The following is a 25,644-nucleotide window of genomic DNA, read 5'->3' as shown; positions in this document are numbered from 1 at the left end:
CGCGCAGGCGCATGGACCTGGAACCGGACACCGTCGAGCGTGACCTGGTCAAGCTCGTGCTCACCGTGGTCGAACTGCTCCGCCAGCTCATGGAGCGGCAGGCCGTGCGCCGCTTCGACCAGGGCGACCTCAGCGAGGAGCAGGAGGAGCGGATCGGGCTGACCCTGATGCTGCTCGACGACCGGATGGCCGAGCTGCGGGACCGGTACGGGCTGCGGCCCGAGGACCTGAACCTGGACCTCGGGCCGCTCGGGCCACTGCTGCCCCGGGAGTGATTCCGGGCGGAGCCAGCCCCGGGGGGCGCGTCGGGCCCCCGCTGTCCGCACGGCCCGCATCGCGGACATTATCCGGTTGTCAGGCGTCCTTCCTGCACAGGACCTCTCCGTGCAGCACCGCGAACCAGGCGTCCTCGCGCCGTCCCCACTCCCGCCAGGCCTCCGCCACGGCCGCCAGCTCGTCCGGCGTGGCGTGGCCGCCCCCGGTGGCCCGCTCGGCGTAGGCCGAGGCCACCGTGCGGTCCGCCCACAGGCCGCTCCACCACTGCCGCTCCTCGGGCGTGCTGAAGGTCCAGGTCGCGGACGTGGCGGTGACGTCGGTGAAGCCCGCGGCCAGCGCCCACGCCTTCAGCCGGCGCCCGGCGTCGGGCTCGCCGCCGTTGGCCCGGGCCACCCGCCGGTACAGGTCCAGCCAGCCGTCCAGCCCCGCCGACTCCGGGTACCAGGTCATCGCCGCGTAGTCGGAGTCCCGTACGGCGACGAAGCCGCCCGGCTTGGTCACCCGGCGCATCTCGCGCAGCGCCTGCACCGGGTCGCCCACGTGCTGGAGCACCTGGTGGGCGTGGACCACGCAGAAGGTGTCGTCCGGGTAGTCCAGGGCGTGGACGTCCGCGACCGCGAAGTCGACGTTGCGCAGGCCCCGTTCCGCCGCCGTGGCCCGGGCCCGGTCCAGGATGCCCGCCGCGTGGTCGACGCCGGTGACGTGCCCCTCGGGGACCAGGGCGGCCAGGTCGGCGGTGATGGTGCCGGGGCCGCAGCCGACGTCGAGGACCTTCATGTGGGGCTTGAGCGAACCGATCAGGTAGGCCGCTGAGTTGGCGGCGGTGCGCCAGGTGTGCGACCGCAGCACCGACTCGTGGTGCCCGTGCGTGTAGACGGCGGTCTCCTGCGCCTTCGGCATGACTGAACCCCTTCGCGTCGTACCGGCCCCCGGGCGGCGTGGACGCCCGGGGCGATGGTCCTCACGGTACGCCCGTGGCCGCATGCTGAGACCATATGTTTCGCCATGCGGACTGACGGATCGTCAGAATTCATGGTGTCAGGCCCCTGACGGTGAACGCGGCACCCACCCCGAGCGCCGCGCCCGCGAGGACGTCGCCGGGGAAGTGCACCCCGGTGTAGACGCGGGACAGCGCCACCGAGAACGCGACCGGCGCGACGGCCGCCCCCCAGCCCGGCGACTCCAGCGCGACCCCGGTCGCGAAGGCCGCCGCCGACGCCGCGTGGCCCGACGGGAACGACGTGGTGAACGGCTGCCGCTGCAGCCGCCGGCCCACCGGCACCGCGTCCAGCGCGGGCCGCGTCCGGCGCACCGAGCGCTTGCCGAGCGTGTTGATGACCAGGGACGCCAGCCCCAGCGAGGCCACACCGCGGGCGGCGGCCCGGCGGCCCCTGGCCGTACGGCTCACCGCCATCGCGGCCGCCGCCGCGCCCCACAGCACCCCGTGGTCGGCGCCCCGGCTCAGCCGCGGCAGCACCGGCCCGGCGGCGGGCCAGCGCCTGGCGGCCGCGAACTCGAACACCCGCCGGTCGAGCGCGAGCAGCCCCGCGCGCAGGCCCGCCGCCGGGCCGGCGGGACCGAGATCCTTCCTCATGGCCTGCGGGTACCCTGAAGCGGCCGTTCCCCCGCGGGACGGGCACCCCAGCCGACCGGAGGGTCCCCCGCATGCGCCTGCTCCTCGTCCGCCACGGTCAGACCCCCTCCAACGTGGACTACCTGCTGGACACGGCCGCCCCCGGCCCCGGCCTGACGGACCTCGGCCGGCGGCAGGCGGCCGCGCTGCCCCAGGCCCTGGCCGGCGAGGACATAGAGGCGCTGTACGCCTCCACCCTGGTCCGCACCCAGCTCACCGCCGCCCCGCTGGCCGCCGCCCGCGGCCTGGAGGTCCTGGTCCGCGACGGCCTGCGCGAGGTGTCCGCCGGGGACATGGAGATGCTGCCCGGCGTGGGCGAGGCCGGCGAGCGCTACATGCGCACGGTGTTCGCCTGGGCCGACGGCGACACGGACCTGCGCATGCCCGGCGGCGAGTCCGGCACCGACTTCCTCACCCGCTACGACGCGGTGGTCGCCGAGGCCGCCGCGAGCGGCGCCCGGACGGTCGCGATGGTCAGCCACGGCGCCGCCATCCGCGCCTGGGCCGCCGCCCGCGCCCACAACGTCGACGTCCCCTTCGCCGCCGCCCACCGCCTGGAGAACACCGGCGTCGTCGTCCTGGAAGGCAGCCCCGAAGACGGCTGGAAGGCCCTGACCTGGGCGGGCGCCACGGTGGTCCCCGCGGGCGAGGGCGGCCCGACCGGGCAGGCCCTGGACGGGACGGCCTGAGCCGCACGCGGGCGCACCGGCCTCACCGCACCCCCGGACAAGGGGTTGCCCAGCCGGATAAGGGTTTGCCCGGCTCCCCGCCGGGCCCGCAGAATCCTCCCCATGGGACACCTGGAAGCCGCGCACCTCGAGTACTACCTCCCCGACGGGAGGGCGTTGCTCGGCGACGTGTCCTTCCGGGTGGGCGAAGGGGCCGTCGTGGCGCTCGTCGGACCCAACGGCGCCGGCAAGACGACCCTGCTGCGGCTGATCTCCGGCGAGCTCAAGCCGCACGGCGGCACCGTCACCGTCAGCGGCGGGCTCGGCGTGATGCGGCAGTTCGTGGGCTCCGTCCGCGACGAGACCACCGTGCGCGACCTGCTGGTGTCCGTCGCCCCGCCCCGCATCCGTGAGGCGGCCCGGGCCGTCGACGAGGCCGAGCACGCCGTGATGACGGTCGACGACGAGGCCGCCCAGATGCGCTACGCCCAGGCCCTCGCCGACTGGGCGGAGGCCCGCGGCTACGAGGCCGAGACCCTGTGGGACATGTGCACCACGGCCGCCCTGGGCGTCCCCTACGAGCGGGCCCAGTGGCGGCTGGTGCGCACCCTCTCCGGCGGCGAGCAGAAGCGTCTGGTGCTGGAGGCGCTGCTGCGCGGCACCGACGAGGTGCTGCTGCTCGACGAGCCCGACAACTACCTCGACGTGCCCGGCAAGCGCTGGCTGGAGGAGCGGCTGAAGGAGACCCGCAAGACGGTCCTGTTCGTCTCCCACGACCGGGAACTCCTCGCCCGCGCCGCGGAGAAGATCGTCTCCGTGGAGCCGGGCCCGGCCGGCGCCGACGCCTGGGTGCACGGCGGGGGCTTCGCCACCTACCACGAGGCCCGGCGCGAGCGCTTCGCCCGCTTCGAGGAGCTGCGCCGCCGCTGGGACGAGAAGCACGCCCAGCTCAAGAAGCTGGTGCTGAGCCTGCGCCAGGCCGCGAGCATCAGCCATGAGCTGGCCTCCCGCTACCAGGCCGCCCAGACCCGGCTGCGCAAGTTCGAGGAGGCCGGCCCGCCGCCCGAGCCGCCGCGCGAGCAGGACATCACCATGCGCCTGAAGGGCGGCCGCACCGGCGTGCGGGCCGTCACCTGCGAGCAGCTCGAGCTCACCGGCCTGATGAAGCCCTTCGACCTGGAGGTCTTCTACGGGGAACGGGTCGCCGTGCTCGGCTCCAACGGCTCCGGCAAGTCCCACTTCCTGCGGCTGCTCGCCGGTGACGACGTGGCCCACACGGGCCGGTGGAAGCTCGGCGCGCGGGTCGTGCCGGGCCACTTCGCCCAGACCCACGCGCACCCGGAACTCCAGGGCCGCAGCCTGCTCGACATCCTGTGGAAGGACCACTCCCAGGACCGGGGCGCGGCCATGTCCCGGCTGCGCCGCTACGAGCTGACCCAGCAGGCCGAGCAGGGCTTCGACCGCCTCTCCGGCGGACAGCAGGCCCGCTTCCAGATCCTCCTGCTGGAGCTGCAGGGCGTCACGGCCCTGCTGCTGGACGAGCCCACCGACAACCTCGACCTGGATTCGGCCGAGGCGCTCCAAGAGGGCCTGGAGGCGTTCGAGGGCACGGTCCTCGCGGTCACCCACGACCGCTGGTTCGCCCGCTCCTTCGACCGCTTCCTGGTCTTCGGCAGCGACGGCCGGGTCCGCGAGACGGCCGAGCCGGTCTGGGACGAGCGGCGGGTGGAGCGGGCGCGGTAGCCACCGGTCACGTACCCGGAGGCCGACCACGCGGAGTCTTCGTACAGTGGGTGCAGAAAGGTCGGCTCCACGGTTCGTTCACGGGATCCCGTTCGGGGTGGCCGTGAACCGGGTGGGTACCCGGGCCGCATGAACGAACACGACGAGCGGGGCACCACGATGACCGGAGTCGACCCGGACCGGCTGGACGACCAGCAGCTCATGAAGGAGCTGGAGACGATCCACCGCACCCGTCACGACACCCTGCTGTACGGCTCGAACGACGCACTGCGGGCCCACAACGAGCGCATGGCCGTCCTGGAGGGCGAGTACCTGCGGCGCAACCCGCGCCGCTTCGTGGCCCCCGGCCGCACCCGCGAGGGCGCCCGCGAACGCACCGCCGACGGCGAGCCCCAGGGCTCTTCCCAGGGTGCTGAGGGAACGCCGGTGGGCAAGTGGGGCCCGGGCGGCGCGGGTGGCGGCACGGGCGGGCGCTGACCACCGCCGGGACCGCCGCGTACGACCCCCCGCAACGGGTACGGCCCCCCGAGCCCCGCATGGGGCCTCGTGAGGGCCGGGGAGCCGTGAGGTGGGCCCGCTTGCCGTCGTCCTCAACCGGCCTCGGCCGCGAACACCTCGAGGTACGTCTCGCAGAACGCCTTGAGGTCGTCCGGCTTGCGGCTGGTGATCAGCTTGTTGGTGCCGTGGTCGCAGACCTTCACCTGCTCGTCGACCCAGGTGGCGCCCGCGTTGCGCAGGTCGGTCTGCAGGCTCGGCCAGGACGTGAGGACCCGGCCGCGCACGACGTCCGCCTCGACGAGCGTCCACGGGGCGTGGCAGATCGCGGCGACCGGCCGGCCCGCCTCGAAGAAGCCGCGCACGAACGCCACGGCCTTCTCGTCCGTGCGCAGGAAGTCGGGGTTGGCGACGCCGCCCGGCAGGACCAGCCCGTCGAAGGCGTCCACGGTCACCTCGCCGACCAGCTCGTCCACGGGGAAGGTGTCGGCCTTGTCCAAGTGGTTGAACGCCTGGATCTCGCCCGCCTCGGTCGACACGAGCACGGGCTCGTGGCCGGCGTCCTTCGCTGCCTGCCAGGGTTCGGTCAGCTCGACCTGCTCGACGCCCTCGGGTGCGGTGAGAAACGCGATACGCATGTTCAGTCCTTCGTACGCTCGGTCGGTTCGTGCCTGTGGTGGGGGCCGGGGGTCACTCGCGCTCGCCCACGAGCGCCTCGGCCAGCTCCTGGACGCCCTGCCAGGTCTTCTTCGGCGGCAGCTCCGCCACCGCCTCGATCAGGGCGTCGGGGGCGTGGTGCCGGCGCAGGGCGCTGACGACGGCCTTGCCGGTGGCCGGGAAGTCGCCGCGGGTCAGGGTCCGGGCCAGTTCGAGCCGGACCGTCTCGAGGGACGCCGCCTCGGGCGCCAGCCCACCGCCCCACACCTGCGGGTCGTCGTCGGCGCCCGGCTCGGGGTCGTGCCACTCCTCGGACCGGGTGGGGTGCCCCGACCGCAGCAGACCCTGCAGTTCGTGCTTCATCTCGTCGTCCCGGTGGACGCTCAGCCGGTCACTGCCTCGCTGCATGTCTCCCTCCAGAGCATCGGGAATCCCCCGCGTACCCGAGCAGAGCCGACCGACACCGGGTCATGCCCGGATCAAGCAGGGCTCGCGACAACGCATCCCGGGTTTGCCCTGCGGCGACCCGGGGACCCGGACCGCACCCCCCCACATGGACTGCTGGGGAAGGACATGCCATGGCGCTGCTCGCCGCGCTCGTCCCGGTCGTGATGCTCGCCGTCGTACTGGCCCTGGGCCGCTACGAGGACGCCCTGCTGCCGACATCGGACACCGAACAGGAACCGGCGACCACCGGACTGACGGCGACGGAGGGGGCGGGGCCGGGCGCCACCGCTTGAGCGGACCGTCGGCGCGAACCACGGTGCCGCCGGACATCCTCGGACAACATCGTCAGAGCGGCCCGACGGGCTTCCGCTCCACTCCGGTGGAGTCTCGAAGGACATGCCCCCACCCGCACGAGTCACTTCGTGCTGCCTGGGGGAAGTCCGTGCTGTTCCGCGAGTCCGCGAAAACGGTCGCCGTCATGGCATTCGACGGCTGGCTGTTCCTGCACCTCACCGACCAGTTCGCCCACCTGCACGGCCACCGGCCCGGTGCCTCGGAGGTGCGCTCCTGGGAGCGCAGCGTCCCCGTCCTGGCCGCCGCCCTCAACGACGCGGGCCTCGGTGACGTGGAGGTCGTGCTGGAGTACACACTGCCGCTGAACAGCAAGCGTGCCGACGCCGTGCTCGTAAGAAGTCCACCCCGGACGCCGACGTCGACCGCCTGATCCGCAACACGTACAAGGTGCTCCTGACGCGAGGGATGGTCGGCACGATCGTGTACTCGACGGACCCGGAGACGCGGGAGAAGCTGAAGGAGTTGGCGGGTGGAGGTCAGAACGCCTTCAGGTAGACCCTGGCCCGATCGTCCCCAAGCGCCTGGACGTAGATGTCGATCCACTGCACCTTCCTGCGACGGTCGTCCTTCACGCACGGGGGGCAGGCCCCGGCCGAGCGGGCTCCCTTCAGCGTCTGCGGCTCGGCCAGCCCGAGGTGCTCGAAGAGCTCGCCGTCCGGGGGGAAGTCGACCTTCTTCGCCTTCAGCGGTTCTTCGGGACGAAGGTCCGCCGCGATGCCTTCGGCGTTCCTCTCGCCGGTGACGAACGAGAGGAGGTAGATGTCCTCCTGGGGGTTGACCTGCACCGCTCCCTTGACCTCGGTCGCTCCCTCGGGCACGGTCACGTTCATGAACGCCGATGCCTCGGGCGCGCCGGCGTTCTCGTCCCACCGCGAGGTGCGCCCGTCGGTCGCATGGTGCTCGTCCGTGTCCGGGCCGGAGCAGGCGGACAGCAGAAGAGCGGCTGCCGCTGCCACGACGAGGAGGGCAGCTCGTGTGGTCGTCACCGGTTCTCCTCGTCGCCGCGTGAGACGTCGCCGCGGCTTCCTTCTCGTCCTTGGTCCGGCGGGTCCACTGTCGGTTTCGCACCGCTGTCCAGGTCGTACGTGTACGTGGAGCTGCTGCCTCGCATGTCGAACTCCCGAGCAAGTCCTGTCCTGTGCAACCGCCCCATCTCGGAGTCCGGGATCACCACGTCTCCGGGGAAGGTGGTCGACTTCACGTGAGGCGCGGTCGGGGCGGCAAAGGACCGGCGAGCCCGAAACCGGCCCCGCCGCCGCGGTACTGGCCGCGCACTCGACGAGCGGACCGTCATCAGCCCCAAGTCCCGGCGGCTCCACCGCGAACTGCAGTGCTCGACTTCGTGCACGCCGACCCTCGGATCGTGGGGCTCCTGTAAGTTCCTGCCACGAAGCAGGGTAAAGAGGTCGAGGACTCCGAGTCGCGGTTCTTCACGGTGCTGCTGGCGGCGGCGAAGCTCCCGAGCGTGCGTATCAACAGGGAGGCGTACCTGCGCAGTGCGCTGGCCCGTCACTGCTCCGAGGACGAGATCCGACGAGCGGTGGAAGAGACTCCCGCCGCGGCGGGCATCACCGTCGAACTCCTCGACAAGGTCGCCAACGACTCCATCCGCTACGAGACCGCCAAAGTCAGCGCCCTCTCGGCCGCCGCAGGGATACCCGGCATCCTCGCCCTTCCCGCCACAGTGCCCGCCGACCTGGCCCAGTACGTCGGCCACATGCTGCGCATCGCGCAGAAGCTCGCCTACCTCTACAGCTGGCCCGATCTGTTCGACGACGAGGGCGACGGAGTCGATGACGCGACGATGGGTGTGCTCACGCTGTTCTTCGGCGTGATGTTCGGCACCCAGTCGGCGAACATGGCCGTGGGCAAAGTCGCCGGGATGATGTCGAAGCAGGTCGCGAAGAAGCTGCCCCAAAAGGCGCTCACCAAGGGTGTCATCTACCCGATCGTGAAGAAGTCCGCGGCTTACCTCGGCGTCCAGATGACCAAGCAGTCCTTTGCGAAGGGCGTCTCCAAGGCCATCCCCGTCATCGGGGCCGTCGTGTCCGGCGGGCTCACTTTCTCGACCTACCTTCCGATGGCCAAGAGGCTCAAGAAGCACCTCGCCGGCCTGCCCCTGGCGGACCCGTCGCACCGAGTGATGGAGGAGGAACGTCGTGGACGGCGAAGTCGTGGAAGAGCACGAGACGTTCGCCTTGGCGGACGCTGAATTGCACGGCCCGGACACTGCTGCCGTCAAGCTGGAGGACCCCAGGCCCTGACACCGTGACAGCTCTCCTGGTCACCCGCCTCGAGGAAACGGCCTTCCGTCTTCGGCGGAGGTGCGGGCCGAGTGCCCGGCGCTACGGCTGCTCGCGATGTCTTGCCCAGGACACACGCCCGCAGCGACATCACGGTGGGGCCAGGGAGCGGCGGGCCGATGCGATGACCCATACCGCTGGACGACACGTCGGTCATTTCCCGCGCATCATGGCAGAGCCTGCGCAACCTCGCTCTCGGCGTCCACCCCCGCGCCACCTGGGGTAGGAAACCGAGCACCACCCAGGCGCAATGACGGCTCGGCACGCGGGAAATCACGCCTGTGCCGATCCGGATCACTGACCGGAAATCACCTTATTGGGATCCGATCTCGCGATGCGAGAATGCCTGTTCGATCACCGTCCCGTGCAAGGGGACTGAATCACAGGGGGTGGGGGAGTGGCTGGACGCCGTCCAGGACTCGTGGGAAGAACCAGCGCAGCGCTCGCGTTGACCGCATCGCTCGCTGTCGCCGGGAGCAACGCACAGGCCGACGCGAGCGCCATACCGATATGTCCGACCGCGGAAGAGTTGTCGGTATACGAATTGCCGACCGGCCTGAACGTGCATAGCTGCGATGTGGAGGGTCTCGTCGTCACCTATGACGGCACCGGAATAGAGATACCGGAGGCCGACACCGCGGTAAGTGTCGACGTGCTGGCCGAAGACGGTACGGAGCACGGATTCACGCTGACCGTCACCTCGGACGGCAAGGTCTCCTATGACCTGTCCGAGGCCAACACGGAGTCGCCCACCGCAGGCGAGGACCGTGCCGATGTCGTGAGCCCGCGGCTGACGGCGGGCGATCTGACGCAGGAGTCGGACTCACCGGTGTCCGAGCCGCCCGCACCCGACGGCCTCGAAGTGGCCGAGACGGACGCCGCGAGCTCCCCCGGCGAGTGCCAGGACGGCGCATACTCGACATTGGACCGGAAAGAGTACGGCATCTACAACTGGTACTTGGGGGACGGCGCCTATCCAGCGGGTATGACGCATTCTCAAGCGCTGGAGTACTTCGAAGGTTCGATCGGACGGATCACGGCCAGCACCAATAACTGTGGCCTGGCCGATCAAGTGCCCGCCAAGAGTCACTACGCGGGTACGACCACGTATGAAGCGGACGTGAGCGCCAACGGGACGTGCACCGCCCGGGATGGCAAGAGCACGTGGGACGCCGGTGACCTGGCCGCCGGGACCGTCGCCTCGACATGCGCATGGACATGGCCCAACCCGGTCGGCAAGAACGACCTCCGGGAAGCGGACGTGAGGTTCAACATCGCGGACTTCGACTTCACGAGGAATCCGACGAGCACCTGCAACGGCCTGTACCACGATGTGCTCAACACCGGCACGCACGAGGCCGGTCACGTCTTCGGGCTGGGCCACGTGGGTTCCGGGCACGCGAATCTCACCATGTACACCAAGGCGGACCGCTGCGAAGTGAAGAAGAGGACACTCGGTAAGGGCGACGTCATGGGGCTTCGCAGCATTTATTAGGAGGACTCCGTGAGCTGGGTCGGATCACGTGCGATCGCGGTGGGGCTGACAGCCGTGGCGTTCACCGCGGTCGGGTGTGGGTCAAAAGGGTCCGAAGGTGTCGGCGCGAACAGCGAGAGTGTGTGCGCGAGCGACGTCATCTACGAAGGTCGCACGTACATCAGGCTCTCGGATGTCGAGTTCACGGCCGGACAGAAGCTCGGTACCGCCACGAGTCCGCCGTGCCGTGACACCAATGACCAGGGCGCCGAAGTGCCGGAGACCTCGGAGAACGCCTATGCGGTGAGCGGCATCTCCCCGGACCTGGCCATAGCGATCGGGTCATCTCCCGAACAGGCGGAAGTTTTCAGGGTCCTCCGCTCCGACAAACGGATCCCCCCCGAGGTGCAAGAGCTGATCGACGGGTCGTGAGGTGAGGTGCGTGAACGGGCTTCGCCCGGCCCGCGCCTCCCTGTCACGGTTCCCCCCCCACGGAGCGCGTCAAGCCGACCTCCACAGCGACGCCGGAACCTGTTCCGGCGGGCGCTGGCCGATTTGTCGATGTGAAGCCCCGGGGCGAGTGTCCCGGGGCTTTTCCCTGTGCGGCGCACATCTCCCTCACCCGTACTTACCCAGCTCTCCCGCGTGATCGGGATCTGTCCGGATGCATTCGGCGAGACCGAGGGACGGTCAGGGGTCTTCCGCCCGTACGCGCGGTCGCAGCGCCTGGGTTGAAGGAGCTCGTCGGGGACGTGCTCGACCGAGGGGATCGTTTCCAGCACGCCGTCCCGTAACCCACCACCCACCTCACACCAACAGAGCCGGGCGACTGTCGTCGCCCGGCTCCGCGTTGCTCCGTTCTCCCCGGCCTACTTACTTGTCCCGCCCCGGCAGGAACTCCTGGACCTTGGCCTTGATGCCCTGCTTCATCAGGTGGGCGCTCTCCGGGTCGCCCTTGAGGATCGCCTCGGCCGTCGACTCCATCTGGTCCCAGGAGGCGTGCGGGGGGATCGGGGGGACCGACGGGTCGGTGAGGAACTCCAGGACCACCGGGCCGTTCGCGGCCAGCGCCGAGCGCCAGCCGGCCTCGACGTCCTCCGGCTTCTCGACCCGGATGCCCGTCAGGCCGAGCGAGCGTGCGAAGTCGGCGTAGCGCACGTCGGGCAGTTCCTGCGACGGCAGGAAGGACGGGGCGCCGCCCATCGCGCGCAGCTCCCAAGTGACCTGGTTGAGGTCGCGGTTGTTCCACACTGCCACGACGAGCCGCTTGTCCTCCCACCGGTCGGCGTACTTCGCCGCCGTGATCATCTCCGCCAGGCCGTTCATCTGCATCGCCCCGTCGCCGACCAGCGCGATCACCGGCCGGTCCGGGTGCGCGAACTTCGCGCCGATCGCGTACGGCACACCGCAGCCCATCGTCGCCAGCGTCCCGGACAGCGACCCGCGCATCCCCGGCTTGAACGTCAGGTGCCGGGCGTACCAGTTGGCCACCGAACCCGAGTCCGACGTGACGATCGCGTCGGCCGGCAGCAGCGGGTCCAGGGCGCGGGCCACGTACTCCGGGTTGATCGGGTCGGCCGACACGTTCGCCCGCCGGTCCATCACGTCGCGCCAGCGGCTGACGTTGTCGCACACCGTCTCGTACCACTCGCGCCCGCGCTCCTCGCCCCGGATCTTCGGGATCAGCCGGCGCAGCGTCTCCTTGGCGTCGCCCACGAGGTTCACCTCGTACGGGTACCGCATCCCCACCATGTGCGGGTCGATGTCGATCTGCACGCCCCGCGCCTTGCCGAACTCCGGCAGGAACTGCGTGTACGGGAAGGACGACCCGATCGTCAGCAAGGTGTCGCAGTCCCGCATCAGCTCGTACGACGGGCGCGTGCCCAGCAGCCCGATCGACCCGGTGACGTACGGCAGTTCGTCGCTCAGCACGTCCTTGCCGAGCAGGGCCTTGGCCACCCCGGCGCCCAGCGTCTCGGCGAGCGTCTCGACCTCCTCGCGGGCCCCGGCCGCGCCCTGCCCGACCAGGATCGCCACCTTGTCACCGGAGTTGAGCACCTCGGCCGCCCGCTCCACCGACTCCTGCGAGGGGACCGCGGTGTACTCCTCGGTGCCCAGGCTGGAGGGCACCATCTTGAACGCGTGCGTGGGCGGCGAGTAGTCCAGCTCCTGCACGTCGCCCGGGACGATGATCGCGGTCGGGCAGCGGCGCGCGTACGCCGTGCGGATCGCCCGGTCCAGCACGTTCGGCAGCTGCTCCGGGACGGTCACCGTCTCCACGAACTCCGAGGCCACGTCCTTGAACAGGCTGTGCAGGTCGACCTCCTGCTGGTACGACCCGCCCATCGCCGTACGGTGCGTCTGCCCCACGATCGCCAGCACCGGCACGTGGTCCAGCTTCGCGTCGTACAGGCCGTTCAGGAGGTGGATGGCGCCGGGCCCAGAGGTGGCCACGCACACGCCGAGCCGGCCGCTGAACTTCGCATAGCCGACGGCCTGGAACGCCGCCATCTCCTCGTGCCGGGCCTGCACGAAACGCGGCTGGTCCTCGGCCCGGCCCCACGCGGCCAGCAGACCGTTGATGCCGTCGCCGGGGTAGCCGAAGACCTGGTCCACCCCCCACTCGCGCAGCCGCTGGAGGATGTGGTCGGCGACCTTCGTGCTCATGTGTGGCCTCCCGGTGGTGGGGAACGTCTGGGGCTACGGCGGCAGGGCGTGGTCGGGTACGCGTCCGCCCTTCACGTGTCACCCCGCGGGCCCCGCGAAAACCTCCGGCCGTGTTTGGGCACCGGGCTCAGGGGGACGCGGAGAGCCGGTGCTTCGGACCGGAGGCACGTCCGTGGAGACCGCCCACACGGCCCTACGGCCACCTCGCGTCCGGCCGCTCTGCGCTCCCCACGCAACCGTCCGGCCCGGAGCATGTCCGAGGGAGTTGCGACGCACCATGCGAGACGGAGCGAGCCCGAGACACCACCCCCACCACGACGCCCCCGACACGGCGGACCGGTTCCGCAGGCTGGCCGCACTGCCGCCGGGACCCGAGCGCGAGGCCCTGCGCAGCGAACTCGTCGAGGCGTGGCTGCCCATGGCCGACCGGATCGCCGGGCGCTTCCGCGACCGCGGCGAGAGTTTGGACGACCTGCGCCAGGTCGCCGCCCTCGGCCTCGTCAAGGCCGTCGACCGCTACGACCCCGACCGCGGCCACGCCTTCGAGAGCTACGCCGTGCCCACCGTCACCGGCGAGATCAAACGCCACTTCCGCGACCACCTGTGGACCCTGCACGTCCCGCGCCGGGTCCAGGAGCTGCGCAACCGGGTCCGCGCCGCCGGCCAGGAACTCGCCGGCACCGCGGGCGGGCAGCGGCCCACCGTCGCCGACCTCGCCGCGCAGGCCCACCTGAGCGAGGACGACGTACGGGCCGGCCTGGAGGCGCTGGAGAGCTTCGCCGCGCTCTCGCTGGACGCCGGAATGCCGGGCAGCGAGGACGGCTACAGCCTGGCGGACGCGCTCGGCTCGCCGGACCCCGCCCTCGACACGGTCGTGGACCGCGAGGCCGTCAAGCCCCGGCTCGCCGCGCTGCCCGAACGCGAGCGGGCGATCCTGTACCTGCGCTTCTTCGGCGACATGACCCAGAGCCGGATCGCCGAACAGCTGGGCATCTCGCAGATGCACGTCTCCCGCCTGATCATCCGCTGCTGCGGTCGCCTGCGCGACGAGATCCTGCGGGACGAGATCCTGCGGGACGAGGCGCCGTAGGGGGACGAGGCGCCGCCGAGGGGCGAGGCGCCGCCGGGCCGCGTGCTCCGGGACGTGGCGGAGCGCGACCGAGCCGTGCGGGGCACCTCCTAGGGGGTGTCTCGCCCCGGCCGTCACCCGGACGGACGGCCCGGTGCCGCCAATGGGGGGCCGTCGCGCGCGTGGCTCCACGCGCCGGGCTGTGATGGGCCCTGGGGCACCACTCCCCGTCCCGCAGCCGTCGGCCGAAGGAGCCCTCCCATGGTGCGCACCGCACACGTCCTGTCCGTTGCCGCGCTGACCGGCGCCGTCCTCGTCGCCGGTCCCACCGCGCGGGCGGACCCGGCGGTGGAGGTCGGCCCGGCGAGCGTCGACGCGGGCGGCACGGTGACCGTCTCCGTCACCTGCGACCCCCTGGGCGCCCCGGCCCCGCAGACGCTGGACGCCACGTCGGACGCGTTCGCCGACGGCACCGCACACCTGCGCAAGGTGAGCGGGGACGGCGACGAGCTGTCCGGGCCCGCCTACCGCGGCACGGCCCGCGTTTCCGCCCCGGCGGAGGAGGACCTCGACGACGCGGGGGACGTGGGGGACCCGGGGGACGAGAGCGACCCGGACGACACGGACGACACGGGGGACACCGGCGTCGGTGACGCCGCCGAGGAACCCGGTGCCACCGGCGCGGACGCCGCCTGGACCGTCGACGGCACCTGCCCGGCGCCGCCCGGCGGCCGGCCGAGCCCCTGGAGCGCCCCCCTGCACGTCACCGCCCCCGGCGCGGGCGACGCGTCCCCGTGCGCCCACCCGGCCGCCGGCGCCGGACATCCGTGCGGCGGGGTCACCCCGACCGCCGGGCCCGTCCCACCCCCCCCGCACCCCGTGCCGACCCCCTGCGGCCACCGAGCCGACCCCGTGGAGCCCGGGACGGGCAAGGAGCGGGGGGCAGCGGCCGGGGGGCCGGGAGGCGCCGCCAGGGGGCCCGGGGCCGCGGAGGAGGAGCCGGGCGACACCGCACCGGACCTCGCGGAGTCCCTGGGCCCCGTGCCGCCCGCCGAGCCCCCCGTGCCGGTCGAGCCGCCCGAGCGGGTCGCGCCTCCCGAGCCGGTCGAGCCCGTCCGGCCGGGCCGGCAGACCGAGCCCGTCACGCCGGTCGGCCCCGAGGCACCCGCGACCGGCTGGGACAGCTCCTGCGGCGACGCCCCCGTCCAGCACGGCGTACGCGGCGGACAGGGCGGTGCCTTCACCGACTCGGTGCCCGCCCTGGCCGCCGGCGGACTACTGATCGCGGGCGCCCTGGGCGCCGCCGTCCACCGGGTGCGGCGGCGCGGCGGCACCGGCCGTATGTGATCACGTTCCGGGCCATGGACGGCGGCCGCACGGGGTACTCACAGTGCGTGGGGCACAACAGGCCCCGTACGAGACACCGGACACCACGGACCCCGTGCGCCACGGTCGGCGGCGGCACCCGACAGCACCACGGACGGACTGCGCGGAGGACCCGATGCGGCGGACGCGAGCGGAAGGGCACGGCCCCGTCCGCTATGGGCCGCCGCTGCCCGCCGACGGCCTCCCGGTGCTCCCCGAACTCGCCGACGTGCTCGCCCGCGCCGCGCACCGCGCCGACGCGGAGCCGGTCGGCGGGGGACCGGCCCTGCTGGACGCGGCCCGCGGCTACTGGGAGCGGCGCGGTCTGCCCGCCGGTGCCGACCGGGTCGTCGCGGGACCCGGCGCCCCCGCCCTGCTGCTCGCGCTGACCGCCGTGCTCGGCGGCGACCTGCTGGTGCCGCGCCCGTGCGCCGCCTGGTGGGCGCCGTACGCGCGGGCGCTGGGCCGGCCCGTCTTCCACGTCGCCACCCCCGCCGAGTGCGGCGGCGTGCCCGACCCGTACGCCCTGCTGGAGACCGTGCGCCGGGTGCGCGACGAGGGCGGCGACCCGCGCCTGCTGGTGCTGTCCGTCGCCGACGACCCCACCGCCACCGTCGCCCCGCCCGAGGTGCTGCACGAGGCCGTCGAGGCCGCGGCCGGCGCGGGACTGCACCTGGTGAGCGACGAGACCTGGCGCGACACCCTGCACGACGTCCACGACACCGTGCCGCTCAGCCCCGCCGAGATGCTGCCCGAGCACGTCACCGTCGTCACCGACCTGGCCGGCGCGCTGCTGCCGCCCGGCTGGCCCGCCGCCGTCGCCCGCTTCCCCGCGGGCCCGGCCGGTGACGGCCTGCACGCGCGCGTGCTCGACGTCCTCACCGCGCTCGGCGCGCGCGTCGCGGCCCCCGTCGCCGCGGCCGCCGCCCACGCCCTGGACGAGCCCGGGCCCGTCACCGCGCGCGTGGCCACCGCCGTACGTCTGCACGCGCGCGTGGCCGAGGCCGTGCACGGCGCGGTCGTCGGCGCGGGCGCGCTGGCCCTCCCGCCGCGCGCCGGCCGTCACGTGTACGTCGACCTCGGGCCGCTGCGTCCCGCGCTGTCCGCGCAGGGCGTCGGCGACGCCCAGGACCTGGAGGACCTCCTCGGCGCCCGGCTCGGCATGCCCGCGCCGGGCGGCCACCGCTTCGGGGACGACCTCGGGGCGCTGCGGGTACGGCTGTCCACCGGTCCGCTGCTCGGCACCACGGACACCGAGCGCACGGAATGCCTCATGTCCCCCGCACCGTTGGAACTGCCACACGTGCACCGCGCGTTGTTCCACCTGAGGTCGGTCTTCGACGATCTCCGCGACGCTCAGCGATGGGAGCCTCCTCGATGACGCAGCAGTCCGAGACGACCACCCCCCAGCCGGCCGCACCGGAAGCCGCCCCCACGTCGGCCGCTGCCACACCGGCCGCGGCGACGGTCACCACGGCGGCCACCGCTGTCGACACCGCCGCCACCGGGACCGCCCCCGGCACCGGCCTCGTCCCGGACACCCCTTCCGGCAGCCCCCTCGCGCCCCTCGACGCCCCCGGCACCGACGCTCCGGCCGCCCCCGCCGCGGGGCCGCTCGCGCAGCCCTTCCCGCCGCTCGCCGAGCCCCGCCCGCTGGGCGAGCGACGGGTGTGGCCGCGCACCTTCCACGACCGGCTGACCGCCCCGCTGCCCGGCCTCAAGGCCATCGCCCGGTTCGCCCGCGAGGGCTCCGTACGCCCCGGCAAGGACGGCCTGGCCGACATCCCCCGGCTGCCGTACGCGCCCGCGCCGCTGCCCCGCGTCGACGCCCGCACGGTCGCCGTCACCTGGGCCGGGCACGCCAGTTGGGTGCTGCGCGTCGGCGGCCTGACCGTGCTGACCGATCCCGTCTGGTCGCGCCGCATCCTCGGCACGCCCGCGCGCATCACACCGGTCGGCGTGCCCTGGGAGTCGCTGCCGCCCATCGACGCGGTCGTCATCAGCCACAACCACTACGACCACCTGGACGCCCCCACGCTGCGCCGACTCCCGCGCGACACCCCGGTGTTCGTGCCGGCCGGGCTCGGCGGCTGGTTCCAGCGGCGCCGGTTCACCCGCGTCACCGAGCTGGACTGGTGGGAGGCGGCCGAACTGTCCGGCGTCCGCTTCGACTTCGTGCCGGCCCACCACTGGTCCAAGCGCAGCCTCACCGACACCTGCCGCAGCCTGTGGGGCGGCTGGGTGCTGACCGCACCGGACGGCCGGCGCGTGTACTTCGCGGGCGACACGGGATACGGCCACTGGTTCTCCCGCATCGGCCGCCGCTATCCCGGGATCGACCTGGCGCTGCTGCCCATCGGCGCCTACGACCCCCGCTGGTGGCTCAGCGACGTCCACTGCGACCCCGAGGAGGCGGTCCGCGCGGCGCAGGACCTTGGCGCCCGCCGGATGGCGCCGATGCACTGGGGGACGTTCGTCCTGTCGGCCGAGCCGGTCCTGGAGCCCCTGACCCGGGTGCGTACGGCCTGGGCGCAGGCGGGCCTGGCCCGCGAGGACCTGTGGGACCTGCCGGTGGGCGCTTCCCGCGTACTGGAGTGACCCAGGTCCGGCGCCGCACCACCGCGACGCCTGCAGCCGTCGGTCCGGCCCCGGGCCCTCGCGGTCCTGCAGCCGTCGGACCGGCCCCTGACCCTCGCGGTCCCGGAGCCGTCAGACCGGTCCCTGACCACCGCGAGCCCCGCAACCGCCGCACCGGCCCCGCGCTACCGCGACGCCCCCCGCAGCCGTCGGACCACCCCAGGCACCGCGCTGACCACCACGGTCAGCGCGATCGCCGCCACCACGCCCTCCCACGGCTCCGGGAACAGCGAACCGCCGAGTATCCCGATCACCTGGTACGTCACCGCCCAGGCCAGGCACGCGGGCAGGTTCCCCCGCGAGAACCGCCGCAGCGGCCACTCGGCCATCAGACAGGCCAGCATCACGGGTATGCGCCCGGCGGGCACCAGCCGGGACAGCACCAGCACCGCCACCCCGTGCTCGGCCAGCTTCTCCTGGGACTGTTCCAGCCGGTCCTCGGGCGCGCGGGAGCGTATCGCCTCCAGCCAGCGCGAGCCGTTCTTCGACTTCATCCCGCGCCGCCCCAGCCAGTACAGCGTGGCGTCCCCGAGGAACGCCGCGAGCGACGCCGTCACGAACACCAGCGCCAGCGAGAACGGCGCGGTCTGGTGGAACGCCACCACCGCCGCGGAACTCACCAGCGCGCCCGTCGGCACGACCGGCACCAGCGCCCCGAACAGCACCAGCAGGAACAACGAGGGGTAGCCGAGCGCCTGCTGCGTGGACTGGGTCGGCAGGGTCGTCGCGGTGACGGCCAGCCAGTTCACCGGGCGACCTCCAGGCGCACGCTCTCCCCGTGCCCGAGCCGGTGCACGTCCACCTGCGGCGCCAGCGACGCGGCGTGCCGGACGAAGTCGTCACCGGGCGCGTGGAACTCGTGGGGGCGCACCCCGTCCATCCCGATCGGCCAGTACGTGCCGTAGTGCACCGGCACCGCGCTGCGCGGCGCCAGCCGGGCGAGCGCCCGGGCGGCGCGCTCGGCGTCGAGGTGCCCCTCGCCGAGGTGCGGGCCCCAGCCGCCCACCGGCAGCAGCGCCACGTCGACCGGTCCGACCTCGTCGGCCATGGTGTCGAACAGGCCCGTGTCCCCGGCGAAGTAGGTGCGGGCCTCGCCCTGCAGGACGTAGCCGAGGGCGGGGGAGCGGTGCGGTCCGAACGGCAGCCGGCGCCCGTCGTGCCGCGCGGGCACCACGCGGATGCGCAGGTCGCCCACGGACGTCTCGTCGCCCGGGACCACCTCGGTCAGGTCCAGGTGCGCCAGGCGCCTCAGGCCGGGGACGGCGCGCGGCGCGCCCCGGGGCACCAGCACGCGCGTGCCGGGCGCGAGGCGCGCCAGCGAGGGCACGTGGAGGTGGTCGGCGTGCAGGTGGGAGACGAGCGTGAGGTCGGCCCGCCAGGCGGCGGGCGGGGGGAGTTCGCCGCGGCGGCGGCGCAGGTGGGCGAGGCGGCGGGCGAACAGGGGATCGGTGAGCACACGTATGTTCGAGTCCTCGACCGTGGCGGTGGCGTGCCCCCACCAGGTGATCTCCACCGGCACCTCTTTGCCTCCTTCGCGCGACTCCCCGAAGCCTACGGGCAGGAGTAGGGTCGCTGGCGAAACCCGGAGGTGAGGGGGACGCCATGGGACCGGTCCGCGTCACGGCGATCGCGAGTCTGACGCCGTTGCAGGAGCTGGACGCCGATCCCTTCCTGGTGGACTCCCGCACCCAGCACGCGATGTGCGCGCGGTGGGCGCAGGAGCAGGGCTACGTCGTCGCGCGGGAACTGGTGGTCTGCGCGCTGCGGCCGGACCACTGCGTGCTCTGGGACGGCGTGCGGCCCGGCGTCGACCTGTTCGTCGCGCCCAGCCGGCGGGTGCTGGAGAGCGCGCTGTCGTCGGTGGACGACTTCACGGCCGAGTGCGCCCGGCGGGGCGTGCGGGTGGAGACCGTGGGCGGCGCGGAACCGGCGTACGACGCGCAGATGAAGGCCCGGGTGCACCGCAGGCTGTCGATGCCGACGGCCGGCTACGACGGCCGCTGAGGCCGCGCCGGCGCCGTGGGAGCCCCGGTCGCCCAGGAGGGCCGCGGTGCCCGGCGGCCGGCGGCCGGTGTGACAGTCTGGGGGCGATGAACAGGCCCCCCTCCACGGGCGGGCCGGGGACGTGCGAGGTGGGCAGGGCGTGCTTGGAGGGCGGTGGCGGCGGGCCGTGTCCCAGATCGGGCGGAGCGCCGCGGTGTGGGGCGTCTCGACGGTCACGATGCTCGTGCTGGCGGGCATCCTGCCGGACTTCCGGCTGCAGTCCGCCGACGGCGACAGCGCCACCACCATAGCCGTGACGGCCGCCGTCGCCGCCGGTGTCTTCGGTCTGCTGTCGGCGCTCGTCTGGCCGCTGCTCGTGCGGTTCCTGCTACTGGTCCCGGCCCTCGTGCTGGGCCTGCTGGTGTTCTTCCTCAACGGCTCCCTGCTGCTCGTCGCGCTGCGCCTGAACCCGTCCGGACAGAGCGAGGCGGCGCCGGAGACCGCCGTGATCGTCGCCGCCGTCATGTCCGCCGTGGCCTCCGCGACCGGCGGTGCGCTGGTCGTGCGCGACGACGACGCCTACCGGCGCCGCCTGTACCGCCTCGCCGACCGCCGCCGGCGCACCGCGCCGACCTGCCCGCCCACCCACGGCACCCTGTTCCTCCAGCTCGACGGCGTCGGCCACGACGTCCTGCTCACCGCCGTCGGCAAGGGCCTGATGCCCACCGTCGCCCGCTGGCTCGGCCACCCCGACGGGCCCGTGCGGCGGCAGCCCGGGGCCACCCACCGGCTCACGCCCTGGCGCACCGACTGGTCCAGCCAGACCGGCGCCAGCCAGCTCGGCATCCTGCACGGCTCCAACCACGACGTCCCCGCCTTCCGCTGGTACGAGAAGGACCGCGGCGAGGTGATGGTCTGCAACCGGCCGACCGGCGCCGCCGAGCTGCAACGCCGCGCCACGGCGCACACCGGCGACGGCGGACTGCTGACCGCGGACGGCGCCAGCCGCGGCAACCTCTTCGGCGGCGGCGCCGACGAGCAGGCCCTCGTGCTGTCCATCGCCATCGGCCGCCGCGGACGCGACACCCGCTCCCGGGCCGGGTACTTCGCCTACTTCTCCGACCCGGCCAACGCCGTGCGCACCGCGCTGTCCTTCGTCGCCGAGGTCGCCCGCGAGATCGGCCAGTCCACCCGCGCCCGCCTGGAGAAGCGCCGCCCGCGGGTCTCCCGCGCCGGCCTCTACCCGCTGGTCCGGGCCTTCGCGACCGTCGTCGAGCGGGACGTCGTGGTGGCCGCCGTCATGGGCGACCTGCTCGCCGGCCGCACCGCCGTCTACGCCGACCTGGTCGCCTACGACGAGGTCGCCCACCACTCCGGACCGCTCAGCCGGGACGCCGAGAGGGTCCTCGCCCGCCTCGACCGCTCGCTCGCCCTCATCGAGAAGGTCGCCGAGCACGCGCCCCGCCCGTACCGCGTCGTCGTGCTGTCCGACCACGGGCAGAGCCCGGGCGAGACCTTCCGCTCCCGCTACGGCCTGACCCTCGGCGACCTGGTGCGGGCCGGCTGCGGACTGCCCGTGCCGCGCCGGGCCGAGCGCACCCGCAGCGGCACCGAGGCCCGCGCCGCCGTCCGCGCCGCCCTGCGCCGGTGGCCCGTCAAGGACCGCGAGGAGCGCCACCGGCTCTCCCGCCGCTCCGAGCCCGTCGTGCTGGCCTCCGGCAACCTCGGCCTGGTGTCCTTCCCGGACGTGCCGCACCGCATGAGCAAGGAGGAGATCGACGCCCGCCACCCCGCGCTGCTCACCACCCTCGCCCACCACCCCGGCATCGGCTTCCTGCTGGTGCGCAGCGAGGTGCACGGCGGGCTGGTGCTGGGCGCGCACGGCGCGCAGATCCCGGTGGCCGACCTGGAGGACGGGCAGGGGCCCCTCGCGCCGTTCGGGCCGGGCGCCGCCGACGCGGTGCGCCGTACGCACTCCTTCCCGCACACCGCCGACATCATGATCAACTCCTTCTACGACCCGGCCGACGGCGAGGTCCTGGCGTTCGAGGAGCAGATCGGCTCCCACGGCGGCCTCGGCGGCGCCCAGGCCCGCCCCTTCCTGCTCTCCCCGCTGGAGCTGTCCGCGCCGGTGGCCGACGGGGAGGAGCTGGCCGGGGCCGAGCAGGTCCACCGCGTGCTGCGCCGCTGGCTGCGCGAGTCGAACGGGCCGCAGGTGCCGGTGCAACCGGTGCGGGAGGCGGAGACGGAGCGGGAGGAGCACGCGGCCTGAGCGAGGCCGGCCCGGCTTCCGTGCCGCCGCCCGAAATTCGGCTGCGCCCGCCAGGACCCGCGCACACACTGGTCCGGAACGAACGTCGCCGAACCCCAGCAAGGAGCACCTGCGTTGCAGGCCGCCGTCACCGTCACGCCCTCCCGCATGCCCGAACTCCTCCTCGGCCTCGCCACCGTGCGGCCGGTGTTCGTGTGGGGAGCCCCCGGGATCGGGAAGTCCTCCCTGGTGCGGGAGTTCGCCGAGTCGCTGGGCCTGGAGTGCGTGAGCCTGCTGGGCACGCAGCTCGCCCCCGAGGACCTGATCGGCGTGCCGCAGATCCGCGACGGGCGCTCGGTGTTCTGCCCGCCCGAGGCCATCGCCCGCGACGAGCCGTACTGCCTGTTCCTGGACGAGCTGAACGCGGCCACGCCCGACGTGCAGAAGGCGTTCTACTCCCTGATCCTCGACCGCCGCATCGGCAGCTACGAACTGCCGAAGGGCTCCATCGTCATCGGCGCGGGCAACCGCGCCACCGACAACGCCCTCGCCCGCCCCCTGGCCTCCGCCCTGGTCAACCGGCTCACCCACGTCCACCTGGAGGCGTCCCCCCAGGACTGGCTCGCGTGGGCCGCGGCCAACGGCATCCACCCGTGGGTCGTGGACCACCTCACCGACCGCCCCGACCACCTGTGGTCCAAGCCGCCCAAGACCGAGGAGCCGTTCTCCACGCCCCGCTCCTGGCACATGCTCTCCGACGCGCTGCACTCCTTCGGCCCGGACCTCGACGAGGACACCCTCAAGGTCCTCGCGCACGGCACGCTGACCCCCGCCCACGCCTCCGCGTTCTGCGGCTACGTCAAGATCGTGCGCAGCCGGTTCGGCATCGAGGCCGTCCTGCGCGGCGACGCCCGCTGGCCGCACCGCCTGGAGGACCGTGACCTGCTGTACTACCTCGCGGACTCCTTCCGCGGCCGGCTGGTCAAGGAACTGCCCGCCGACAAGGAGCACATGTCGGCGAACGGCCGCCAGGTCGCCCACCGCGCCAAGTCGTTGCTGGTGCAGCTCGCCGAGATCTCCGTCGAGGTCGCCCAGACCGTGATCGCCTCCGACGCCGACGGCAACCCCGTGCTGCCCGCCTGGTTCCTGGTTGAGGCCGCCCGGGACATGCCCCGCCTGGTGGAGGCCCGCCGGTGAGCCCCGCCCCGGCGAAGAAGGGCAAGAAGCGGGACGTCGCAGCCGAGGCGTTCGCCGAGGGCCTGCGGCTGGTGCGGGCCAACCCGGCGCTGGCAGCTGTGGAGTTCGGCACCTGCCGCGCCGAGGGGTGCGAACTCGCCCCGCGCGACGGCCTGGTCGTCGTCGACTCCGACGGCACCCTGCACGCCCACCCGGACCGTCTCGCCGACCCGGCCGCCTGGGCCTGGGCCCTCGCCCACGCCGTGCTCCACCTGGGCTTCGGCCACGTCCCGTCCGCCCGGGGCCGGCGCGTCCAGCCCGACCGCGCCGACCTGGCCGCCCGCTGCGCCGTCGTCAACCGCTTCCTGCTGGGCTTCCCCGTCGGCCGCGCCCCCGACCACCTGCCGACGGGCTACCCCGACGGCGACGAGGAGCGCCTCGCCGCCCGCTGGCGGCGCGACGGCGTCCCGTCCGCGTACGAACGCTGCGGCACCGCCGGGAGCGCACCCGACCAGGTGCTCCTCGAGTGGCTGCCGTGGCGGGGCGCACTGCCCGACTGGCAGCTCGCGTTCGCCGCCGCGCTCACCCGCACGGTGTCCGCCGCGATGGACATGGCGGGCGGGCGGCGTACGTCGCTCGACGGCGAGGAGCCGGAACAGCGGCCCTGGCAGCGGGCGTTGAGCTGGGTCGTCTCCTCGTACCCCCTGCTCGGCGGCATCGCGGCCGGGATCACCCTGGTCGCCGACGCCGAACTCGCCCGCGCCCACGGCATCTCCGTCGCCGCCGTGAACCCGGAGGCCGGCGAGATCTACGTCAACCCGCTGCGCACCCTGGACGACGAGGAGTGGCGGTTCGTCCTCGCCCACGAGATGCTGCACGCCGCCCTGCGCCACGGCGACCGCTGCGGCACCCGCGACCCGTACCTCTTCAACGTCGCGTGCGACTACGTCGTCAACGGCTGGCTGCGCGAGATGCAGGTCGGCACGATGCCGGAGGGGCTGCTGCACGACCCGGAGCTGGCCGGGCTGTCCGCCGAGGAGGTCTACGACCGCATCGCCGGCGACCTGCGCCGCCTGCGGCGCCTGGCCACTCTGCGCGGCAGGGGCCTGGGCGACGTCCTCGGTGCCCCGCTCGGCGCGCCCCGCGACTACGTCGACCTCGACGGCTTCTACCGCCGCGGCCTCGCCCAGGGCCTGGACCTCCACCAGCACCACGAGCGCGGCCTGCTCCCCGCCGGCCTGGTCGAGGAGATCCGCGCCCTGGACCACCCGCCCCTGCCGTGGGACGCGCAACTCGCCCGCTGGTTCGACGAGTTCGTCCCCCGCCCGGAGGCCCTACGGTCCTACGCGCGTCCCTCGCGCCGGCAGGCCGCCACGCCCGGCATCCCGCGCGCCGGACGGTACTTCCCGCCCGAGGAGGTCGCCCGGTGCACCTTCGGCGTCGTCCTGGACACCTCCGGTTCCATGGACCGGACGCTGCTCGGCAAGGCGCTCGGCGCGATCGCCTCCTACGCCGCCGCCCGCGACGTCCCGGCCGCCCGGGTGGTGTTCTGCGACGCCGCGCCGCACGACGCCGGCTACCTGCCGGTCACCGAGATCGCGGGCCGGGTCCGGGTGCACGGGCGCGGCGGTACGGTCCTGCAGCCCGGGATCGACCTGCTGCAGCGCGCGGACGACTTCCCGCCCGGCGCGCCCGTCCTGGTGATCACGGACGGCTGGTGCGACACGCTCCGGGTGCGGCGCGAGCACGCCTACCTCGTCCCGCAGGGCCGCCTGCTGCCCTTCACCCCGCGCGGGCCGGTGTTCCGGGTCCGGTGAGGCGGGCGGCACGGCCACCGGACCGACGGCCGGCTGTTCGCCGTACGGGGGCCCGGATGTGATCGGATGGGGTACGGGTCCCGACGACGGGACCCGGAGACCGACCGACGACCGACGATCCAGGGAAAGAAGGAAGAATCGTGGCTACCACGCGCTCCGCACACACCGTCTGGGAAGGCGACCTGCTCGAGGGCAACGGCGTCGTCACCTTCGACTCCTCCGGCGCCATCGGCGAGCAGCCGGTCACCTGGGCCTCCCGCGCCCAGGACGCGAACGGCAGGACCAGCCCCGAGGAGCTGATCGCGGCCGCCCACTCGAGCTGCTTCTCCATGGCCTTCTCCAACATGCTCGCCAAGGCCGGCACCCCGCCCACCCGGCTGGTCACCTCCGCCGACGTGACGTTCCAGCCGGGCGAGGGCATCACCGGCATCCACCTCACCGTCGAGGGCACCGTCCCCGGCATCGACGGCGACACCTTCGCCTCCGTCGCCGAGGAGGCCAAGACGGGCTGCCCGGTCAGCCAGGCCCTCAAGGCCGTCCCGATCACGCTGTCGGCGAAGCTGGCCTGAACCGCGTCTTCGCGGGCCGTCCCCCGGGGGCGGCCCGCGGCGGGCCGGCCGTCCCATTGA

General features: G+C 73.5%; 24 protein-coding genes and 3 pseudogenes. 19 read left to right on the top strand and 8 right to left on the bottom strand.

Features of this window, described 5'->3' with window-relative positions; all coding sequences use genetic code 11:
* Positions 1 to 11 precede the first annotated feature (11 nt).
* Positions 12 to 275, top strand: a complete 264-nt coding sequence (locus E4U92_RS05045; RefSeq protein ID WP_067230442.1) for a gas vesicle protein K — start codon at positions 12 to 14, stop codon at positions 273 to 275.
* A gap of 79 nt (positions 276 to 354) precedes the next feature.
* Here E4U92_RS05045 and E4U92_RS05040 read toward each other — a convergent pair whose 3' ends face one another.
* Positions 355 to 1,176 (bottom strand): class I SAM-dependent methyltransferase, encoded by an 822-nt coding sequence (locus tag E4U92_RS05040; protein WP_137299028.1) that lies wholly within the window; start codon positions 1,174 to 1,176, stop codon positions 355 to 357.
* A gap of 133 nt (positions 1,177 to 1,309) precedes the next feature.
* Positions 1,310 to 1,870: pseudogene (locus E4U92_RS05035) on the bottom strand (phosphatase PAP2 family protein); the annotation flags it as partial.
* Positions 1,871 to 1,941: 71 nt separating this feature from the next.
* On the opposite strand from E4U92_RS05035, the gene E4U92_RS05030 reads away from it, so the two are divergent.
* The 3 genes from E4U92_RS05030 (at position 1,942) to E4U92_RS05020 (ending at position 4,797) form a co-directional block, all read left to right on the top strand.
* Positions 1,942 to 2,598: a histidine phosphatase family protein gene (locus E4U92_RS05030; protein WP_137299027.1), complete on the top strand. Its 657-nt coding sequence runs from the start codon at positions 1,942 to 1,944 to the stop codon at positions 2,596 to 2,598.
* Between the two features lie 102 nt (positions 2,599 to 2,700).
* Positions 2,701 to 4,320: an ABC-F family ATP-binding cassette domain-containing protein gene (locus E4U92_RS05025; RefSeq protein ID WP_137299026.1), complete on the top strand. Its 1,620-nt coding sequence runs from the start codon at positions 2,701 to 2,703 to the stop codon at positions 4,318 to 4,320.
* Positions 4,321 to 4,449: 129 nt separating this feature from the next.
* Positions 4,450 to 4,797, top strand: a complete 348-nt coding sequence (locus E4U92_RS05020; protein WP_373311454.1) for a DUF6158 family protein — start codon at positions 4,450 to 4,452, stop codon at positions 4,795 to 4,797.
* Positions 4,798 to 4,910: 113 nt separating this feature from the next.
* On the opposite strand, the gene E4U92_RS05015 is transcribed toward E4U92_RS05020, so the two are convergent.
* Both E4U92_RS05015 and E4U92_RS05010 read right to left on the bottom strand, forming a co-directional pair.
* Positions 4,911 to 5,453 carry a type 1 glutamine amidotransferase domain-containing protein gene (locus tag E4U92_RS05015; RefSeq protein ID WP_137299025.1) on the bottom strand — a complete coding sequence of 181 codons (543 nt, stop codon included), beginning with the start codon at positions 5,451 to 5,453 and terminating at the stop codon, positions 4,911 to 4,913.
* 52 nt (positions 5,454 to 5,505) lie between these two features.
* Positions 5,506 to 5,880, bottom strand: a complete 375-nt coding sequence (locus tag E4U92_RS05010) for a DUF2795 domain-containing protein (protein ID WP_137299024.1) — start codon at positions 5,878 to 5,880, stop codon at positions 5,506 to 5,508.
* A 170-nt stretch (positions 5,881 to 6,050) separates the two neighbouring features.
* On the opposite strand from E4U92_RS05010, the gene E4U92_RS35780 reads away from it, so the two are divergent.
* The 3 genes and pseudogenes from E4U92_RS35780 to E4U92_RS37200 all read left to right on the top strand — a co-directional run.
* On the top strand, positions 6,051 to 6,212 hold the full coding sequence (locus E4U92_RS35780) for a hypothetical protein (RefSeq protein WP_168725030.1): 162 nt from the start codon (positions 6,051 to 6,053) through the stop codon (positions 6,210 to 6,212).
* Between the two features lie 149 nt (positions 6,213 to 6,361).
* Positions 6,362 to 6,625, top strand: a pseudogene (locus E4U92_RS05005) (ATP-binding protein); the annotation flags it as partial.
* Positions 6,626 to 6,633: 8 nt separating this feature from the next.
* Positions 6,634 to 6,768, top strand: a pseudogene (locus E4U92_RS37200) (DNA/RNA helicase domain-containing protein); the annotation flags it as partial.
* On the opposite strand, the gene E4U92_RS04995 reads toward E4U92_RS37200, so the two are convergent.
* A complete protein-coding gene (locus E4U92_RS04995; protein WP_229861982.1) occupies positions 6,750 to 7,259 on the bottom strand; it encodes a hypothetical protein in 510 nt (169 codons plus the stop codon). The pseudogene E4U92_RS37200 and the gene E4U92_RS04995 overlap by 19 nt on opposite strands.
* 449 nt (positions 7,260 to 7,708) lie before the next feature.
* On the opposite strand from E4U92_RS04995, the gene E4U92_RS04985 reads away from it, so the two are divergent.
* The 3 genes from E4U92_RS04985 to E4U92_RS04975 all read left to right on the top strand — a co-directional run bounded on the left by E4U92_RS04985 (position 7,709) and on the right by E4U92_RS04975 (position 10,482).
* Positions 7,709 to 8,485: a hypothetical protein gene (locus E4U92_RS04985; protein WP_373311455.1), complete on the top strand. Its 777-nt coding sequence runs from the start codon at positions 7,709 to 7,711 to the stop codon at positions 8,483 to 8,485.
* Positions 8,486 to 8,997: 512 nt separating this feature from the next.
* Positions 8,998 to 10,071 carry a zinc metalloprotease gene (locus E4U92_RS36515; protein ID WP_229861984.1) on the top strand — a complete coding sequence of 358 codons (1,074 nt, stop codon included), beginning with the start codon at positions 8,998 to 9,000 and terminating at the stop codon, positions 10,069 to 10,071.
* A 9-nt stretch (positions 10,072 to 10,080) separates the two neighbouring features.
* On the top strand, positions 10,081 to 10,482 hold the full coding sequence (locus E4U92_RS04975) for a DUF6281 family protein (protein WP_229861989.1): 402 nt from the start codon (positions 10,081 to 10,083) through the stop codon (positions 10,480 to 10,482).
* Between the two features lie 441 nt (positions 10,483 to 10,923).
* Here the strand turns inward: E4U92_RS04975 and E4U92_RS04970 are convergent, their stop codons facing one another.
* Positions 10,924 to 12,717, bottom strand: a complete 1,794-nt coding sequence (locus E4U92_RS04970; RefSeq protein ID WP_137299023.1) for a thiamine pyrophosphate-requiring protein — start codon at positions 12,715 to 12,717, stop codon at positions 10,924 to 10,926.
* Positions 12,718 to 12,994: 277 nt separating this feature from the next.
* On the opposite strand from E4U92_RS04970, the gene E4U92_RS04965 reads away from it, so the two are divergent.
* The 4 genes from E4U92_RS04965 to E4U92_RS04950 all read left to right on the top strand — a co-directional run bounded on the left by E4U92_RS04965 (position 12,995) and on the right by E4U92_RS04950 (position 17,749).
* Positions 12,995 to 13,807, top strand: coding sequence for a SigB/SigF/SigG family RNA polymerase sigma factor (locus E4U92_RS04965; RefSeq protein ID WP_137299022.1), 813 nt, complete (start codon positions 12,995 to 12,997; stop codon positions 13,805 to 13,807).
* 240 nt (positions 13,808 to 14,047) lie between these two features.
* The gene (locus tag E4U92_RS04960; RefSeq protein ID WP_137299021.1) at positions 14,048 to 15,133 is read left to right on the top strand and encodes a hypothetical protein; all 1,086 of its coding nucleotides are present in this window, start codon (positions 14,048 to 14,050) and stop codon (positions 15,131 to 15,133) included.
* 154 nt (positions 15,134 to 15,287) lie between these two features.
* Entirely contained in the window at positions 15,288 to 16,532 is a 1,245-nt protein-coding gene (locus E4U92_RS04955) for an aminotransferase class I/II-fold pyridoxal phosphate-dependent enzyme (RefSeq protein WP_137299020.1), read from the top strand.
* Entirely contained in the window at positions 16,529 to 17,749 is a 1,221-nt protein-coding gene (locus tag E4U92_RS04950) for an MBL fold metallo-hydrolase (protein ID WP_137299019.1), read from the top strand. Before E4U92_RS04955 ends, E4U92_RS04950 begins: the two co-directional genes overlap by 4 nt.
* Before the next feature lie 164 nt (positions 17,750 to 17,913).
* Here E4U92_RS04950 and E4U92_RS04945 read toward each other — a convergent pair whose 3' ends face one another.
* Positions 17,914 to 18,537 (bottom strand): DedA family protein, encoded by a 624-nt coding sequence (locus tag E4U92_RS04945; protein WP_137299018.1) that lies wholly within the window; start codon positions 18,535 to 18,537, stop codon positions 17,914 to 17,916.
* Positions 18,534 to 19,307 (bottom strand): MBL fold metallo-hydrolase, encoded by a 774-nt coding sequence (locus E4U92_RS04940; protein WP_168725032.1) that lies wholly within the window; start codon positions 19,305 to 19,307, stop codon positions 18,534 to 18,536. The genes E4U92_RS04945 and E4U92_RS04940 overlap by 4 nt, the downstream gene beginning before the upstream one ends.
* A gap of 83 nt (positions 19,308 to 19,390) precedes the next feature.
* Here E4U92_RS04940 and E4U92_RS04935 point away from each other — a divergent pair, with 83 nt between their 5' ends.
* The 5 genes from E4U92_RS04935 to E4U92_RS04915 all read left to right on the top strand — a co-directional run bounded on the left by E4U92_RS04935 (position 19,391) and on the right by E4U92_RS04915 (position 25,584).
* Positions 19,391 to 19,792 carry a hypothetical protein gene (locus E4U92_RS04935; protein WP_137299017.1) on the top strand — a complete coding sequence of 134 codons (402 nt, stop codon included), beginning with the start codon at positions 19,391 to 19,393 and terminating at the stop codon, positions 19,790 to 19,792.
* A 139-nt stretch (positions 19,793 to 19,931) separates the two neighbouring features.
* Positions 19,932 to 22,043, top strand: a complete 2,112-nt coding sequence (locus E4U92_RS04930) for a phage holin family protein (RefSeq protein ID WP_137299016.1) — start codon at positions 19,932 to 19,934, stop codon at positions 22,041 to 22,043.
* Between the two features lie 114 nt (positions 22,044 to 22,157).
* Entirely contained in the window at positions 22,158 to 23,219 is a 1,062-nt protein-coding gene (locus tag E4U92_RS04925) for an ATP-binding protein (protein WP_137299015.1), read from the top strand.
* Positions 23,216 to 25,015: a vWA domain-containing protein gene (locus tag E4U92_RS04920; protein ID WP_137299014.1), complete on the top strand. Its 1,800-nt coding sequence runs from the start codon at positions 23,216 to 23,218 to the stop codon at positions 25,013 to 25,015. The genes E4U92_RS04925 and E4U92_RS04920 overlap by 4 nt, the downstream gene beginning before the upstream one ends.
* Positions 25,016 to 25,155: 140 nt before the next feature.
* Positions 25,156 to 25,584: an OsmC family protein gene (locus tag E4U92_RS04915; protein ID WP_137299013.1), complete on the top strand. Its 429-nt coding sequence runs from the start codon at positions 25,156 to 25,158 to the stop codon at positions 25,582 to 25,584.
* The last annotated feature ends 60 nt before the right edge of the window (positions 25,585 to 25,644 follow it).

The sequence above is a fragment of the Streptomyces galbus genome (assembly GCF_005280195.1).
Lineage (GTDB): Bacteria > Actinomycetota > Actinomycetes > Streptomycetales > Streptomycetaceae > Streptomyces > Streptomyces galbus.
The sequence above is the reverse complement of the archived record's forward strand: the minus strand, read 5'-3'. Positions and strand labels throughout refer to the sequence as shown.

Bases quoted from the DNA above. Each gene is read 5' to 3' on its own strand.
- E4U92_RS05045 (WP_067230442.1), top strand. From the start codon at position 12: ATGGACCTGGAACCGGACACCGTCGAGCGTGACCTGGTCAAGCTCGTG.
- E4U92_RS05040 (WP_137299028.1), bottom strand. From the start codon at position 1,176: ATGCCGAAGGCGCAGGAGACCGCCGTCTACACGCACGGGCACCACGAG.
- E4U92_RS05030 (WP_137299027.1), top strand. From the start codon at position 1,942: ATGCGCCTGCTCCTCGTCCGCCACGGTCAGACCCCCTCCAACGTGGAC.
- E4U92_RS05025 (WP_137299026.1), top strand. From the start codon at position 2,701: ATGGGACACCTGGAAGCCGCGCACCTCGAGTACTACCTCCCCGACGGG.
- E4U92_RS05020 (WP_373311454.1), top strand. From the start codon at position 4,450: ATGAACGAACACGACGAGCGGGGCACCACGATGACCGGAGTCGACCCG.
- E4U92_RS05015 (WP_137299025.1), bottom strand. From the start codon at position 5,453: ATGCGTATCGCGTTTCTCACCGCACCCGAGGGCGTCGAGCAGGTCGAG.
- E4U92_RS05010 (WP_137299024.1), bottom strand. From the start codon at position 5,880: ATGCAGCGAGGCAGTGACCGGCTGAGCGTCCACCGGGACGACGAGATG.
- E4U92_RS35780 (WP_168725030.1), top strand. From the start codon at position 6,051: ATGGCGCTGCTCGCCGCGCTCGTCCCGGTCGTGATGCTCGCCGTCGTA.
- E4U92_RS04970 (WP_137299023.1), bottom strand. From the start codon at position 12,717: ATGAGCACGAAGGTCGCCGACCACATCCTCCAGCGGCTGCGCGAGTGG.
- E4U92_RS04965 (WP_137299022.1), top strand. From the start codon at position 12,995: ATGCGAGACGGAGCGAGCCCGAGACACCACCCCCACCACGACGCCCCC.
- E4U92_RS04960 (WP_137299021.1), top strand. From the start codon at position 14,048: ATGGTGCGCACCGCACACGTCCTGTCCGTTGCCGCGCTGACCGGCGCC.
- E4U92_RS04955 (WP_137299020.1), top strand. From the start codon at position 15,288: ATGCGGCGGACGCGAGCGGAAGGGCACGGCCCCGTCCGCTATGGGCCG.
- E4U92_RS04950 (WP_137299019.1), top strand. From the start codon at position 16,529: ATGACGCAGCAGTCCGAGACGACCACCCCCCAGCCGGCCGCACCGGAA.
- E4U92_RS04935 (WP_137299017.1), top strand. From the start codon at position 19,391: ATGGGACCGGTCCGCGTCACGGCGATCGCGAGTCTGACGCCGTTGCAG.